11 protein-coding genes are annotated in these 15332 nt (G+C 55.5%); all 11 read left to right on the top strand.

From position 1 onward, the window contains the following. The first annotated feature begins 3 nt into the window (after positions 1–3). The 11 genes from PM3016_RS39840 (at position 4) to PM3016_RS18650 (ending at position 15289) form a co-directional block, all read left to right on the top strand. Positions 4–1020: a response regulator gene (locus PM3016_RS39840; protein ID WP_238540561.1), complete on the top strand. Its 1017-nt coding sequence runs from the start codon at positions 4–6 to the stop codon at positions 1018–1020. Further along, positions 944–1609 (top strand): helix-turn-helix transcriptional regulator, encoded by a 666-nt coding sequence (locus tag PM3016_RS39835; RefSeq protein ID WP_238540560.1) that lies wholly within the window; start codon positions 944–946, stop codon positions 1607–1609. The genes PM3016_RS39840 and PM3016_RS39835 overlap by 77 nt, the downstream gene beginning before the upstream one ends. Further along, positions 1581–3383 carry a cache domain-containing sensor histidine kinase gene (locus PM3016_RS18690; protein ID WP_014370510.1) on the top strand — a complete coding sequence of 601 codons (1803 nt, stop codon included), beginning with the start codon at positions 1581–1583 and terminating at the stop codon, positions 3381–3383. Before PM3016_RS39835 ends, PM3016_RS18690 begins: the two co-directional genes overlap by 29 nt. Before the next feature lie 2 nt (positions 3384–3385). Further along, complete coding sequence (locus tag PM3016_RS18685; protein WP_014370509.1) at positions 3386–4960, top strand: response regulator; 1575 nt, start codon at positions 3386–3388, stop codon at positions 4958–4960. A gap of 111 nt (positions 4961–5071) precedes the next feature. Then, the gene (locus tag PM3016_RS18680) at positions 5072–6721 is read left to right on the top strand and encodes an ABC transporter substrate-binding protein (RefSeq protein ID WP_014370508.1); all 1650 of its coding nucleotides are present in this window, start codon (positions 5072–5074) and stop codon (positions 6719–6721) included. A gap of 105 nt (positions 6722–6826) precedes the next feature. Further along, positions 6827–7798 carry an ABC transporter permease gene (locus tag PM3016_RS18675; RefSeq protein WP_013918034.1) on the top strand — a complete coding sequence of 324 codons (972 nt, stop codon included), beginning with the start codon at positions 6827–6829 and terminating at the stop codon, positions 7796–7798. A 13-nt stretch (positions 7799–7811) separates the two neighbouring features. Further along, a complete protein-coding gene (locus tag PM3016_RS18670; protein WP_013918033.1) occupies positions 7812–8711 on the top strand; it encodes a carbohydrate ABC transporter permease in 900 nt (299 codons plus the stop codon). Positions 8712–8769: 58 nt separating this feature from the next. Beyond that, positions 8770–11445, top strand: a complete 2676-nt coding sequence (locus PM3016_RS18665; RefSeq protein ID WP_014370507.1) for an endo-1,4-beta-xylanase — start codon at positions 8770–8772, stop codon at positions 11443–11445. A 231-nt stretch (positions 11446–11676) separates the two neighbouring features. Next, positions 11677–13386: an extracellular solute-binding protein gene (locus PM3016_RS18660; protein WP_014370506.1), complete on the top strand. Its 1710-nt coding sequence runs from the start codon at positions 11677–11679 to the stop codon at positions 13384–13386. 73 nt (positions 13387–13459) lie between these two features. Beyond that, positions 13460–14359, top strand: a complete 900-nt coding sequence (locus tag PM3016_RS18655) for an ABC transporter permease (protein WP_013918030.1) — start codon at positions 13460–13462, stop codon at positions 14357–14359. A gap of 15 nt (positions 14360–14374) precedes the next feature. Continuing rightward, positions 14375–15289 carry a carbohydrate ABC transporter permease gene (locus tag PM3016_RS18650; protein ID WP_014370505.1) on the top strand — a complete coding sequence of 305 codons (915 nt, stop codon included), beginning with the start codon at positions 14375–14377 and terminating at the stop codon, positions 15287–15289. The last annotated feature ends 43 nt before the right edge of the window (positions 15290–15332 follow it).

The raw sequence follows: 15332 nt of genomic DNA, 5'->3' as shown, positions 1-15332 counted from the left end.
CGGATGTTTAAGGTTCTGGTGGTGGATGACGAACCGTTGATGCTCGAAGGCTGGAAAACCATGGTGGATTGGCAGGGCTGCGGCTACGAGCTTTGCGGAACCGCGACGGACGGGGAAGAGGCCCTCGCATCGATTCGGGCCAGTGAACCGGATCTCGTCTTAACCGATGTCCGGATGCCGGTTCTCGACGGGCTCGGATTGATCCGGGCCATGAGAGATGAGCTGCGCGTCAGTACCATGACGGTCATTGTGAGCGCCTATTCGGAATTCACCTACGCTCAGCAGGCCCTGCGCTACCAGGTGGACCGTTATGTGCTGAAACCGCTCGTGCCGGAAGAAATTCACCAGCTGCTGCTTGAGCTGGCCGGTCCGCTGGAGAAGCGTCTTCTGGAGAAAGACACGGCCCAGAGGGAGCGGGCCGCAGCGGCGGCTGCCGCTGTGGTCAGCCTGCTGAAACAGGGGGGACCAACGGCTGCCGGAGCAGCCGCCCGGGTGCTCGGTGTCCGGGAAGAGACTCGATGCGGTCTTGTAATCGCTGAAGCTGCTCAGGTAGATCCCGGGAGGGTGGATGACGCAATGTCGCTTCTCCCCCGCGTACAGCGCATGGCCGGGGCTGAATTCCCAGGCGGGCTGCAGTTGTTGGCATTCGAAGAAGCGCCGGGCCGCGCCGGCCTGCTAGTCTTGGATGACGGATCAAGCGGAGATGCGTTTGAATCCCGGCTGACCGGGACGGCTTCCGTGCTGGCGGAGCAGCTTGAGCATGCTGCAGTTTACTGCAGCATGGCGGCCGCCGGACTTGCCGGCCTGACTGAGCTGTACAGACAGACGATGGTCACCCGCCGGCGGTCCATGCTCTGCGGCCGCAGAGCGGGCATGCAACGATACCAAGAGCACCTGGCCTGCCCCCTCCTTCCCTCTGGAGGATCTGACGAGATGTACAGAGATGCTTCTGCATGCCATGGACTCGGCGGACCTGGAAGGGGTCAGCCGCGCCGCGGACAGCCTTCTTCTTCTATTTGAGAGATCCGGTGCGCAGGAATGCTGGGTTCAGGCAGCGGCCAGACATCTGCACGGGGAGCTGCTCCGCCGGTTTGCCTCGTCAGGGGGAGCAGCCGCTGAGGAAGACGGCTGGCAGTGGCAGATGCTGCACGCATGGGATGGCCATGAGGGAGCATGGTACGGCGAGAGTCTGAAGCGGCTGTGGACCAAGACCGCGGGGTGGCTTGCGGTGAGGAAAGGGCCTCCAATGACCGGGCACAGTGTCGTAGCAGAGGCGGCCGCCTACCTGAGGCGGCACTACCGCGAGAAAATCCAGCTTCGGGATGTGGCCCGGCGCTTTCATCTCAGTCCCGTCTACTTCGGACAGCAGTTTAAACGGGAAACCGGCATGCGCTTCAACGAATTCCTCCACAAGCTGCGGATCGGCGAAGCCCTCAAACTGCTTCGCCTTACCGAACTGCGTGTTTCCGAAATCGCCCCCATGCTGGGTTACCATGATACCGAGTATTTCACCCACAAATTTAAAGCGCTTACAGGGGAGTCTCCGTCCCTTTACAAATCGAAATGCAGGGAGGATCGGTATGCGGAATCCAGGCCGGATGTTCCATAAAGTCAACGACATTCCTCTCAAGTATAAATTTTTGCTGATCTACTTGTTCTGCGTGCTTTTCCCTATCATTGCGCTCAATATCTTCTTCTATCAGCGCCATACCGCCGATATTCGGATCCGCGAGGAAGATAATCTCCGCAAGTCGATCGAAAGGGCTTCGGGGGAGCTGCTCGGCATGATTGAGGAGAGCGTGGCACTCAGCCATTCGATCGCAAGCGACAATTCGATATACGAAGCGCTCGATCGAACGTATGATACCGCGGTCGATTACTATGAAGAATATAACAGCTCCCTGCGGGGGAAATTGACCCGCTATCAGTCCGCCTCTCCCAATATACTGGAAATCGGCATCTATGCGGATAACCCGACGATACAGACCGGTACGCACTACCATGTCATCGGTACGGGGAGCCAGAATACGCCATGGCTGGAGCGGCTGATGAGCACGGATGGAAGCATCTCCTTCACGGCTTACCACGACAACCGCATCTTCAACCCCGGCAGGCGCATCAGCATCGTTTCCCGGATGAACAAGTTCCCCTCTTATTCGAAGTATGCCAAGTATTTGAAGATCGACCTGAACGTGGACAAAGTGGACCGCATTCTGAATCGGGAGACCGGAAGCCTTCAGCTTCAGCTTGTCGATGAACAGAACCGGGTGGTGGCCACCAGCGCAGGCTTCGGGGAGCCGGGCGCACAGATCCCGGCCCATCCGTCTTTCCAGGCCGCTGACCCGGAATCCGGGTTAGTGTTGGAGCGGCCCATAGCGAGCTTGAACTATGTGAAGGGGTGGAAGCTGGTCGGCTTTGCCGATACCCGGCGCATGGATGCGCTGCTGGCGGCCGCCCATCGTTCCATATATTGGCTTGCCGTCGCAAGCACGGTGCTGCCTACGCTCCTGATCTGGATTATTCTCCGCTCCTATCATTACCGGGTCAAAAAGCTGTCCAAGCACATGGGCAGGGTACGCAACGAGTGCTTCGACCTGATCGACATCCCGGAGGGACGCGATGAGATCGGCGCTCTTATCCGGAACTTCAACGTCATGACCTGCAAAATCAACTCGCTCATCAACGAAGTCTACAAGCTGGAGATCCGGCAAAAAAGTCTTGAGCTCGAACGGGTACGCACGGAACTCTCCATGCTGCAAAGCCAAATGAATCCGCATTTTCTGTTCAATACGCTGAACGCTTTGCTGGTCGTATGCACGAAAAAGGGATATACCGACGTGGCCGAGATTATGAAAAACTTGTCCCTGCTCATGAGGCAGCTGCTCACCCGTGCGGACGATCTCGTTCCGCTGCAGGAAGAGATTCAGTTCACGGCGATGTACCTGCAGATCGAGAAATTCCGCTTCGGCGAACTGTTCGATTACACCTTCGACATCGATCCGCGGGCGCTTGCTCTGCGCATCCCCCGAATGAGCATTCAACCGCTCGTGGAGAATGCCTGCAAGCATGGGCTTCAGGCCCGAAAGGACAATCGCAAAATCAGGGTCGCTGCGCGGCTGACGGAGCGTGCGCTGGAAATCCAGGTCTCCGACAACGGGGTCGGTATGGAGGAAGCGAAGCTCAGAAGGCTGATGGAGGATATACGGTCCGACCGAAGGATGGACGGCCATATCGGAATACGCAGCGTATACCGGCGGCTGGGGCTGTTCTATCACGATCAGGCCCGTTTTCTAATGGAGAGCGATCCGGATACGGGAACGGAGGCGGGCTTTCATATTCCGGTCTCCAGGCTGGATGTGAAGGTATGGATGAAGGAGGCGTAAACGTGTACAAAGTGCTGCTGGTGGATGATGAGCCGTACGCCATCGAGGGGCTTAGGATCATGGTGGATTGGGAGAAGCATGGCTTTCAAATTGACTCTGCATACGGCAGCGGGGTGGAGGCTCTTCGTCATATCCTTAGGGATCCGCCCCATCTGGTCGTTACCGACATCTGCATGCCGGTGATGAACGGGATGGAGCTTATGGAAGAAACACGCCGGGAGGGGCTGGACTCCATCCTGTTCGTGATCATGAGCGGGCACAGCGATTTCGACTATGCGAGACAGGCAATGCGTATGGGCGTTTCGCATTATTTGACGAAGCCGCTCATCCCCTCGGAAGTGGAAGAGGTTCTGGTGCAGCTTGACGCGGAGCTTCGTGAACGGGAGAGGCGAAAGCTCATCAGCGACAAGGCGGAAGGTTATGCGTTCAGCCGCTCGCTTTCGGTGCTGCTCTACGGGAGCGAGACGGCCGAGCGGCGGGAAGCGGCACGGACGCTGGAGAAGCTTGCGGACCGGGCGTCCGAGTGGACTTATCTGCATGTCGAGACGGATGAAGAAAGCTCGGGCAGGGCCCGGGAAGCCGCGCAGCGTTTGGCGGAGAGATCAGCCTGCTGCTGCCTGGTCGACTCGAGCAGGGGCACCTTCGGGCTCGTCTACGGTTCGCGAGAACCCGGCAGCATCCGGGTATTCGCAGAGCGTCTGCATGAGACTGTGCAGTGCACGTCATCCGGCGTCAGGGCAGGGGTGGCCGCAGGCTGCAGCATAGATCGTTTCCATGACCTGACGCTCTCTTACAGCAGCGCGCTTGAGGCCGCAAGGTTTTTGTACTACAGCCCTGCCGGTATCGTTCATTATGCCGACATTCAAGGCAGGACCCTCTCTTCCGACCCGGAGGCCCTGAAAGCGGCGGATACCATCATAGATGCAGTGGAGGGAGGGCACCCGGAAACGGTTGCCGCTGCGGTCAGGGAAGCTTTCCGTACGTTCCAAGAGCGGATGACACTGCCCGAGCTTGTAGGTATATTTACGACGCAGGTGCTGCTTCGCTGCGCCATGCTCTATAAGGAGCTCGGCGGCAATGCCGATGAACTTCTTCATTCATCGGGCTTTGGAACCTCGATGCGGTATGGCAGTCACATAGAGGAGACCGCCCGAATGCTGACCCGGTTCTGCCTGAATTGCCAATCAGCCGCTTCCACGCTGTGGGAGAGACAGACGGGAAGCACGCAGGCTCAGGTAGCCGACTTCCTGCGTCGCCATTACAGGGAAACGTTCACGATCAAAGAACTCGCAGACCGCTTCTATATCAACCCTGTCTACTTGGGCCAGTCGTTCTCCCGAAAGTACGGGGTGGGCATTTTGGATTATATTCATGACCTTCGCATCGAGGAAGCCCGGCGGCTGCTCAGAGAGACGAATGTGGCCTCGTATGTTATCGCGGAATCCCTTGGCTACTGCGGCTATCAGCATTTTCTCAAGCAGTTCGAGAAACGACTTGGGATGAAGCCCGCCCATTACAGGCTTTTGTTTCAGAGAGAGGAGCAGCTTCCTTCGGAACCCTCCCCGCAGCATCTATAGTTAAGGGGGCATAGAGCTTTAATCTATTTATTTTGTAAACGGATACATTTCCACATAATAAAGAAGTAAACCAATTCATAGACCATTTCATTACCGAAGGAGGAGAAAGGCATGGGGGGAGCAAGGAACAAAGGCGGCCGGATGCCGCTTGTTCTGGCACTCAGTCTGGGGCTTACCGGCTGTTCGGACAGCGGCAGCGACAACATGGCTTCAACAGATGGAACGAAAGCGCTTAGCATATCCGCGTTCATCAATACGCCGAATCAGGCGCCGACGGCGGATAACCGGATCTACAAAAAAATCGAGCAGGAGCTCGGTGTCAAGCTGAACATGGAATTCATCGTCGGTGACCTGCAGCAAAAGCTCGGTGTGATGATCGCGGGGGGCGACTACCCGGACCTTATTACGGCTGACCCAAAGCTCGTGTCGGCGGGAGCGGTCATTCCGCTGGAGGAACTGATCGACCAGCATGCGCCCAATCTCAAAAAACACTTTGCTAAGGTTTGGAACAAGATGAAGGACTCCAAAGACGGGCATATCTATTGGCTGCCGAACTACGGAGTGATTAGCGGGGAGTATCTTACCACTTATTATTCCGGCCCGGCGTTCTGGATCCAAAAAGATATTCTGAAGGAAGCGGGTTACCCCACACCGAAGACCCTGGACGATTACTTGAAGCTGATCCGCGATTATGCGAAGAAGCATCCGGCCATCGACGGCCAACCGACGATCGGTTTCACCACCCTCGCCTACGACTGGAGAACCTTTCCGCTGCTGAATGCGCCCGAGCATCTGACAGGCCATCCGAACGACGGCGGAGTGGTCGTGGATAACGCCGTAGCGTCCGTATTCGCCGACAAGGATATGGCCAAGCGGTATTACAAGGAACTGAACGGCCTGTATAACGACGGCCTGCTGGATAAGGAGGCGTTCGTCCAGAACTACGATCAGTACCTCGCGAAGCTGTCGTCCGGCCGCGTGCTCGGCATGTTCGACCAGCATTGGAACTTCCAGCCGGCGGAAGATACGCTGGTCTCGCAGAATAAGATCGGCAGAACCTATGTCGGGTTCCCGCTGGTCTATGACACAAGCATCAAGGATTACTATCTCGAGCGACCGGCACCCAACTTAAACAACGGCTTCGGCATCAGCAAGGACGCCAAAGACCCCGTACGCATCATCAAATTCCTCGACGCGCTGATGGATGAGAAATACCAGAAGCTGCTGTCATGGGGGGAAGAGGGCGTCGACTATATGGTCGGCAAGGACGGGAAGTTCTACCGTACGCCGGAGCAGCGCAAGCAGCAGGAGGACCCGGCCTGGAAGCTTGCCAACCGTGCCGACGGATTCTTCGGGGCCGTACCGAAGATGGAAGGCACCTTCAGTGACGGGAATGCGACAAGTGCGGGCAGCCAGCCGGAGGAGTTCTACCAATCCTTGAAGCCGGAGGATAAGGAGCTGCTCGATGCTTACGGGCATAAGACCTGGACGGACTTCTTCTCCCCGCCGCCTGAGAATCCGGTCTATTACCCGGCATGGCAGATCGATCTGATCGACGGCTCCGATGCCGCGGTCGCCAATAAGCAGATGACCGACGCTTCACTCAAATATTTGCCGAAGGCGATCATGTCCAAAACGGACCAATTCGACTCCGTGTGGAACGAGTATGTCAATGCCTACAAGAAAATCAACGTGAAGGCTTACGAGGACCGCATCAACGAGCAGATTCAGTGGAGGATCAAAAACTGGTCTTCCAAATAAACGGAGGACGTCGATGAAACGGTGGAGAGCACCGGCATACCTTCCCGTGCTTTCCACCGCTTTCGTCAGATGCTCCAACCGCTAGAGAGACAGGAGGAGAGAACGATGGCGGGCATTCAACAAATCGTGCCATCCAAGAAATCCGCAGCGGGCGCCGCCTCCCGGAGAGCGTCCTTGCTGCATCGTATGCGCGGACAGAAGCAGCTGATGTGGATGTCGATGCCCATCGTGGCTTATGTTATTTTATTCTCTTATTACCCCATATGGGGATGGACCATGGCCTTTCAGAACTACCGCCCGGCGAAGTCCTTCTCGGAGCAGGAATGGGTGGGCTTCAAGCATTTTGCCTTTCTGTTCAGCGACGCTACGTTCCTGAACGTGCTGCGCAATACGATCGCCATGAGCCTGATCAACATGGTTCTCGGCTTCGTTACGGCGATCGTGTTCGCGATCCTGCTTAACGAGATCAAACACAAGCTGTACAAGCGCACGATTCAGACGATATCGTACCTGCCGCACTTCCTGTCCTGGATTATTGTAACGGGCATTGTGGCCAACTCGCTGTCTGTTGACGGCGGCATTGTCAATGTACTGCTCATGAAGCTCGGGTGGATCGACGGACCGGTCATGTGGCTCAGCGAGCCCAGCTATTTTTGGGGCATCGTGGGGGCTTCCCATGTATGGAAGGAAGTCGGCTGGAACGCGATTATCTACCTGGCCGCCATTACTTCGATCGATCCGGCCCAGTATGAAGCGGCGGAGATCGACGGGGCGAACCGGTACCAGAAAATGCTCTATGTGACGCTGCCGGGCATCAAGTCGATCGTTGTCATTCTGCTCATTATGAATATGGGCTGGATCCTCGAAGCAGGCTTCGAGGTGCAGTACCTCCTAGGCAACGGCGTCGTTGTCGATTGGGCGCAGACGATCGATATCTTCGTGCTGAAGTACGGCCTGCAGGTCGGCAACTATTCGCTGGCTACCGCGGCAGGCATATTCAAGACAGTGGTCAGTATTTCTCTCATCTTTGCCGCGAACACGATCGCCAAGCGGCTCGGCGAAGACAGACTGATATGAGGAGGACAAACCGATGAGAACCCGGATCCAGATGGAGCCGCTATTCTTTCATACGTTCAACGCGGTAGTCATGATCCTGATGGCGGTCGTTACGCTGTATCCGTTTCTGAATACGCTCGCGATTTCATTCAACGCCGGCAATGATACGATCCGCGGGGGAATCTATCTTTGGCCCCGCATCTGGACGGTTCAGAACTACGAGGCGGTCTTCGCAGGCGGCAATATCTTTCACGCCTTCTGGGTGTCCGTCGCTCGCACGGTGATCGCCACCGTACTGAGCCTGTTCCTGACTTCCATGATTGCCTATACGATCAGCCGCAAGGAATATGTATTCCGCAAGCCGGTTACGATCATCATCGTGCTCACGATGTACTTCAATGCCGGACTGATTCCCTATTACTTCCTGATCAAAGACCTGCATCTGCTCAATCACTTTATGGTGTACATCATTCCCGGTCTGATCAGCGCGTTCAATATGATCGTGATCCGGACGTATATCCAAACGCTGCCGGAAGGCCTGGTGGAATCCGCCAAGATAGATGGGGCAGGGGATTTCCGCACGTTCCTGTCGATCATTCTGCCGCTCTGCCAGCCGGTGCTTGCCACCGTGGCATTGTTCGTCGCCGTTGGCCAGTGGAACTCGTGGTTCGATACGTTCCTCTTCGCCTCCTCCAAGCAGAATTTGAGCACGCTGCAGTATGAGCTTATGAAGCTGCTGTCTTCTTCCATGATCTCGAACAGCAGTGCGGCGGTCGCTAACGGGGCGGACCCGGGTGCCGCCCGCAATATGGTAACACCGATGTCGATCCGGGCATCGATCACGATCGTGGCTTCCCTGCCGATTCTCATCGTCTATCCGTTCCTTCAAAAATACTTCGTACACGGGATGCAGATGGGCAGTGTGAAGGAATAGCAGTGTGATAGGTTTGGGCGCTTACGAAAAATACGCTTAGGAAGGTGTGATTTATGCTATGAATTGGGGACTCATCCGAAAACGATCCCTCTCCCTGATGCTGTCTGCCGCCCTTCTTGGTACGACCTTCATGTCTCTTGCAGCGATGCCGAACCGGGCGAATGCAGAGCAGGAATCCCTCTCTTACGACTTCGAGGATGGAACGGCACAGGGCTGGTACGGTCGCGGCGGCTCGGAGGTTCTGACGGCGGCCGCCCTCGCGGCGCACAGCGGCGTATATGGTCTTCAGGTGGAGGGAAGAACGCAGGGCTGGAACGGCCCGCAGGCCGATATCACCTCGATGATGAAGGAGGGCCAGCCGTATGCACTGTCGGCCTGGCTTCGTCTGCCCGCAGGTACGCCCGACGCCTCCGTATCGATGACCATCCAGCGGACAACGGGCGGCACCGATCACTATGAGAGCGTCACTTCGGGGCCGGTCCAGGCCGGCGGCTGGGTCCGGCTGAAGGGGGAATACACGCTCCCGGCCGCTTCCGAGAAGGTAACCATATACTTTGAATCCTCAGATCATCCGACACTCGCTTTTTACATAGACGATATCCGGATTGAGCGCCTGCCGGACTCTCCTCCGGCGGCGATCCAGGAGGATATTCCTTCGCTGAAGGATGTGTTCGAGGATGACTTCATGCTCGGATCCGCCTTTCTTGTATCTGAGATCGCCGACCCTAACGGGCCGGACGCCAAGCTGCTCAAGAAGCATTTTAACAGCTTGACGGCAGGCAATGAGCTGAAGTGGGACGCCACCGAGCCCCAGGAAGGCACGTTTGATTTTACGCGTGCAGATCAAGCATTCCGATTCGCTGTCGACCATGGGATGGCTTTCCGGGGACACACGCTGGTGTGGCACAGCCAGACACCGGATTGGGTATTTCGCGGGGCGGACGGGAACCTGGCAAGCAAGGAAGTTCTCCTGCAGCGGATGAAGCGGCACATCGATACGGTAGTCGGGCGGTACAAGGGCCGTATTTATGCCTGGGACGTGGTGAACGAAGTCATCGATCCTTCGCAGCCGCAGGGTCTGCGCAACAGCTTGTGGTACCAGATTGCCGGCGAGGAGTACATCGAGAAGGCGTTTGAATACGCCCATGCCGCCGACCCGTCCGCCAAGCTGTTCATCAACGACTACAATACGCATGATCCGGTGAAGCGGCAGTATCTGTATGATTTGATCAAGCGGCTGAAGGAGAAAGGGATTCCCGTTGACGGCGTTGGCCATCAGATGCACAACAGCATTCAGAGTCCTTCCCCGCAGCAGATTGATGCGACGATCGGCGCATTCAGGGATCTGGGCATCGAGCAGCAGATTACCGAGCTTGACATGAGCAGCTATACGAACGATACGGATTCCTGGGAGACGTTCCCGGTGGATCTGCAGATCAGGCAGGCCTATCAATACAAGGATACCTTCGACGTGTTCAAGAAGCATAAAGACCAAATTACCGCCGTGATCTTCTGGGGCAAAGATGACGGAAATACGTGGCTTCGCACGTTCCCGACCGTGCGCAAGAACTGGCCGCTGCTCTTCGATGAGAACCTGCAGGCGAAATATGCGTATTGGGCTCTCGTCGACCCGGGCAAAGTACCGGTTGAGATCGGGCATGCCTCTGCTTCCACCTCCGCCGGCTTGATAAACATTGACGGCAGGCTGGAGGAAGCTTGGGCACGCGGAACCTCCGTACCTGTTCGGAAGAACGGCGAGACAAAAGCTGCCTTTACATCGCTGTGGGATCAGCGGCATCTGTATGTGACCATCGATGTATTCGATACGACGGTGAACGGCAATGATGCGGTAGAGGTATACATTGACGGTAATAATGGCAAAACACCCGCCTATGAACCGGACGATAAGAAGTACACGTTCCGGCGCAGCGGGACAAATCCGCACAAGCATGCGGATTACAAGACGATCAGGACCGAGGGCGGGTACCGCATCGAAGCCTCGATCCCCATAGAGAACGGGGTGCTGGGCCAAGAGCTCGGGTTCGATATTCGGATTGCCGACCGTTCTGGTAAGGACGTATTGATGAGTTCATGGAACGATACCACCGGATCGCAGGATACCGATACCTCCAAGTTCGGGGTCCTGAAGCTGGACGAAGGGCCGCGCTACGTATCGGCTAAGCAGGGAACGCCGGTGATTGACGGAACGATCGATGCGGCCTGGAATGGGATGGATCCCATCCGGACCGATCGCTATGTCATCGGTTCGGCGGGATCGACGGCCAAGGTACGGACCCTGTGGGACCATGAGCGTTTGTATATTTTGGCCGAGGTGAAGGATACGCTGCTGTCCAAGCAAAGCGGCAATGCCTACGAGCAGGATTCCATTGAGATTTTCGTGGATACGAACAATGCGAAGACGGACTTCTTCGAGCCGGATGACGGGCAATACCGGATCAACTTCGACAATGAACGTTCAGTCAACCCGGCTTCGCTGAGCGGAAACCTGATCTCTGCGGCCAAACGGACGGAAGACGGCTATGTGGTGGAAGCTTCCATCGCATGGACCGGAGTGCCGCCGAAAGCAAACGAGCTCATCGGCTTCGATATCCAGGTCAACAATGATGAAGACGGCGACGGGGACCGCGACAGCGTCTCGATCTGGAACGATACCTCCGGCCAATCCTATCAGAATACATCCGGTTACGGACTGCTGAAGCTCGGTGAGCGGTAGGAGGGCGCATCACTGATTCATCGAAATAAACGATAATTGAACGATCCAGGAGCAGTTTGCCGCGGCAGCTGCTCCTTTTTTCATTGAAGCAACTGGCGAGCTTCATTTGTAACGCTTACATTTTTGTAAACATCGGGTAAGCAAGTAAAGACATGTACGTTGTTTGATCCGCTTTTTGGCTTCATAATGAAAGCGTGCCCAAGTGAAAGCAATGAAAAAGGGGGATAAACAATGAACAAACCATCGACTTCGACGAAGCTGCAGCGCGGACTTTCCGTGATGCTGTTAACTTCGTTGGTGCTCTCGGGCTGCACGGACGGGGGCGGATCTACGGCAAATGAGAACAGCGGCAAAGATGGCGGGACGGCGGTTGCGAACGACGGACCGTTCGGCAAATACGAACCTCCCATTGAAGTGTCGTTCGTTCGGAACCTTAGCGACGTGGTAGAGAACAACGTGCTCGGTGTATTGAAGAACGAAACGCTGGAGGATAACCGTTGGTCCCGTCTCTATGAAGAAAAGCTTGGCATCAAAATGAAGTACGATTGGGTCGTGAAGGGCAATCCGACTTCGGATCAGTATTTGCAGAAAATCAACGTAACGCTGGCATCAGGCGATTTGCCGGACTTCATTCCGGTCAATGCAACGCAGTTGAAACAACTGGCAGATTCCGACCAGATCGAAGATTTGGGAGCCATCTACGAAAAATACGCCTCCCCGATGACGAAAGAGGTGTTGAGGCAGGAAGGCTCCAGTCCGTTCGATGCTGTGACGATGGACGGAAAGCTCATGGCGATTCCTCAGGTCGAATCTTCGATCGAGCGGGCGATGTTCATCTGGATTCGCACCGATTGGCTCGAGAAGCTCGGCTTGCAGCCGCCAAAGACGATGTCGGACGTGCTGGCGATCTCGAAAGCATTCACGGAAAAAGACCCCGACGGCAACGGGCAGAAGGATACGTTCGGGCTCGGGGTTACCAAAGATCTATGGGGCGGCGCGATGGGGCTGGAGGGCTTCATGGCCGGTTACAAGGCCTACCCGAGCATCTGGATCGAGAACAGCTCCGGCAAGCTTGAGTTCGGCGGCATCCAGCCGGAAGTCCGGAAGGCGCTGCAGGCACTGCAAACCATGGCTAAGAACGGAGAGATCGACCAGGAGTTCGGCATCAAGGACGGTGGAAAAGTATCGGAGCAAATTTCCGCAGGTAAGATCGGCATGGAATACGGCGAGCAATGGAACTCGATCTGGCCGCTCCAACTGGGCAAGGACAACGATCCGAAGTCGCAATGGCAGGCGTTCCCGATCGTCTCGGAATCCGGAGAAACACCGAAGGTGCCGCTTAAATTCAGCACGACTCGGTTCTGGGCCGTAAAGAAAGGCGCCAAGCATCCCGAGGCGCTCGTGAAGCTGTTCAACATGCACCTCGAGAAGAACTGGGGCGAGACGGAAGAGTTCAATAAATACTTCGCGCCGCCGGAAGCGGAAAGCGTATGGCAGTTGTCGCCGGTGACGCCGTATCCGCTGAAGAAGAACGTGGAAGCGTTCCGGGCGATCGATGCGGCACGCAAGGCCGGCGATACGTCGGCATTGAAGGGCGAGGCGAAGACGATTCAAGAGAAGCTGGACATGTTCGCGTCGGGCTCAAAGGAAGGCTTTGGACTGTGGGGTTGGGAGCGGATCTACGGTGCTCAGGGCTCCATGGGCGTCGTTGACCAGTACGACAAGAACAAGCAATTCCTGATGGAGAAGTTCGTAGGTGCCCCGACGCCAACGATGGTCGAAAGGGATGCGACGCTCAAGAAGCTGCAAAACCAAGTGTTCGTAAATATTATTCTTGGTGAACCGATCGAAACGTTCGATAAATTCGTCAACGATTGGAAGCAGCTTGGCGGCGATCAAATTACGAAAGAAGTCAACGAATGGTACGCATCGACGAAGTAATGGCGCAGGCAGGGGGATGGAACGGCTCTTTCGTCCTCTGCTGTCTTTGCTTCCAGAGGATGGAGGGATAGGAATGGGTATGAAATTAAGGAGAGAGCTGCCGCTGCATTTCATGATTTTACCCGGTTTGCTGTTCATCGTGATCTTCTCGTATATTCCGATGGCCGGGATTATGATCGCGTTTCAGAAGTTTATTCCCGCCAAAGGGTTGTTCGGGGATCAGAAGTGGATCGGATGGGACAATTTTGAGTATGTCATGAACTTGCCGAACTTCGGGCAGGTGTTGTGGAACACGTTGTTTATCGCAAGCCTGAAGCTGGTTCTCGGCTTGATCGTCCCGATCGTTTTTGCCGTGCTGCTTAACGAAGTGAAGAATGAGTTCGTGAAGCGATCGGTACAAACGACGATTTACTTGCCGTATTTCCTGTCATGGGTTGTCCTTGGAGGTATTCTGATCGATATTTTATCGCCTTCCGGCGGGATTATGAACAGCTTCCTGAAAGCGATTGGACTTCCGCAAGTGTTTTTCCTCGGCGATAACAACTGGTTTCCGGGCACGCTCATCATCTCCGATGTTTGGAAAAACTTCGGTTACGGTACGATCGTATATTTGGCGGCCATCACCAATATCGATCCAGGGTTGTACGAAGCAGCTACCATCGATGGGGCGAACCGTTGGCACAAAATTTGGCACATCACCCTTCCGGGGATGCGAATGGTCATTGTCCTGCTCTCGGTGCTGAGCCTCGGGCAGCTGCTGAACGCAGGATTCGATCAAGTGTTCAACCTGTACAGCCCTCAGGTATACGAAAGCGGAGATATCCTGGATACGTTCGTCTATCGGATCGGCTTGCTGGACGCGCAGTACGGTGTAGCGACGGCGGTTGGATTCTTCAAGTCGGTAGTCTCGTTGATCCTGATTTCAACTTCGTATTTCTTTGCATACAAGTTTGCGAAATACCGCATTTTCTAGAGAGGAGAGGGAGCAGTGGAGCGAACAACGGTCCAAAGGGGATTGAACCCGGCTCTGCGGGGACGGCGGTTCGAATGGTTCCCTATCGTAAATACAACGTTTTTGATTCTCGTTGCATTGTTATGCATCCTTCCCCTGGTTCATATTATCGCCGTGTCCTTCAGTTCAAGTGCTGCGGCGTCTGCCGGATATGTCAAGCTGTGGCCGGTTGATTTTACGCTGGCGTCTTACGAGTATGCGGCGAGTCGATCCGAGTTTTGGCAGTCCATGGTAGTGTCACTAAAGCGGATTGCCATCGGCACACCCTTGAATTTATTGTTAACGATTATGGTCGCTTACCCGCTGTCCAAAGAGTCGGATGCCCTTAGATTCCGGCTGGTGTATGCGTGGACCTTCTTTCTCACCATGCTGTTCAACGGCGGATTGATTCCTTGGTACATCACAGTCAAAGAGCTCGGCTTGCTCGATACGATCTGGGCGCTGGTTCTGCCCACGGCCGTACCCGTGTTCAGTGTCGTCTTGCTGTTAAACTTCTTCAGAGAAGTACCGAAGGAGCTGGAAGAGGCCGCTCTCATCGACGGCGCGAGCCACTGGACAACGCTGTGGCGCATCTATGTGCCGATCTCGAAGCCGGCGCTCGCAACGCTTGCGCTGTTCTCGATGGTCGAGCATTGGAACAGCTGGTTCGACGGGCTGCTCATGATGGGCAACCCGGCCAACTATCCCCTGCAGAGTTATATCCAGACGATCGTCATTCAACAGAATTTGTCGAATATGTCCCGTGACGATATGTTGAACCTGGCGCTGATTTCCGACCGGACCTTGAAGGCATCGCAGATTTTCTTAGGCTCCCTGCCGATTATCTTGGCGTACCCGTTCCTCCAAAAGTATTTTGTCAAGGGCATTGTACTGGGCAGCGTGAAGGGATAGCGCGGGAAGTTGGGACAGACAAGGGAATCGATTTCAAGCTATA

It is taken from the genome of Paenibacillus mucilaginosus 3016 (assembly GCF_000250655.1).
Classification (GTDB): domain Bacteria; phylum Bacillota; class Bacilli; order Paenibacillales; family NBRC-103111; genus Paenibacillus_G; species Paenibacillus_G mucilaginosus.
This window is presented reverse-complemented; position numbering and strand designations above follow the sequence as displayed.

What these genes read in the sequence shown, in the direction of transcription:
- PM3016_RS39840 (WP_238540561.1), top strand. Translation starts at nt 4, where the DNA reads ATGTTTAAGGTTCTGGTGGTGGATGACGAACCGTTGATGCTCGAAGGC.
- PM3016_RS39835 (WP_238540560.1), top strand. Translation starts at nt 944, where the DNA reads ATGCTTCTGCATGCCATGGACTCGGCGGACCTGGAAGGGGTCAGCCGC.
- PM3016_RS18690 (WP_014370510.1), top strand. Translation starts at nt 1,581, where the DNA reads ATGCGGAATCCAGGCCGGATGTTCCATAAAGTCAACGACATTCCTCTC.
- PM3016_RS18680 (WP_014370508.1), top strand. Translation starts at nt 5,072, where the DNA reads ATGGGGGGAGCAAGGAACAAAGGCGGCCGGATGCCGCTTGTTCTGGCA.
- PM3016_RS18675 (WP_013918034.1), top strand. Translation starts at nt 6,827, where the DNA reads ATGGCGGGCATTCAACAAATCGTGCCATCCAAGAAATCCGCAGCGGGC.
- PM3016_RS18670 (WP_013918033.1), top strand. Translation starts at nt 7,812, where the DNA reads ATGAGAACCCGGATCCAGATGGAGCCGCTATTCTTTCATACGTTCAAC.
- PM3016_RS18665 (WP_014370507.1), top strand. Translation starts at nt 8,770, where the DNA reads ATGAATTGGGGACTCATCCGAAAACGATCCCTCTCCCTGATGCTGTCT.
- PM3016_RS18660 (WP_014370506.1), top strand. Translation starts at nt 11,677, where the DNA reads ATGAACAAACCATCGACTTCGACGAAGCTGCAGCGCGGACTTTCCGTG.
- PM3016_RS18655 (WP_013918030.1), top strand. Translation starts at nt 13,460, where the DNA reads ATGGGTATGAAATTAAGGAGAGAGCTGCCGCTGCATTTCATGATTTTA.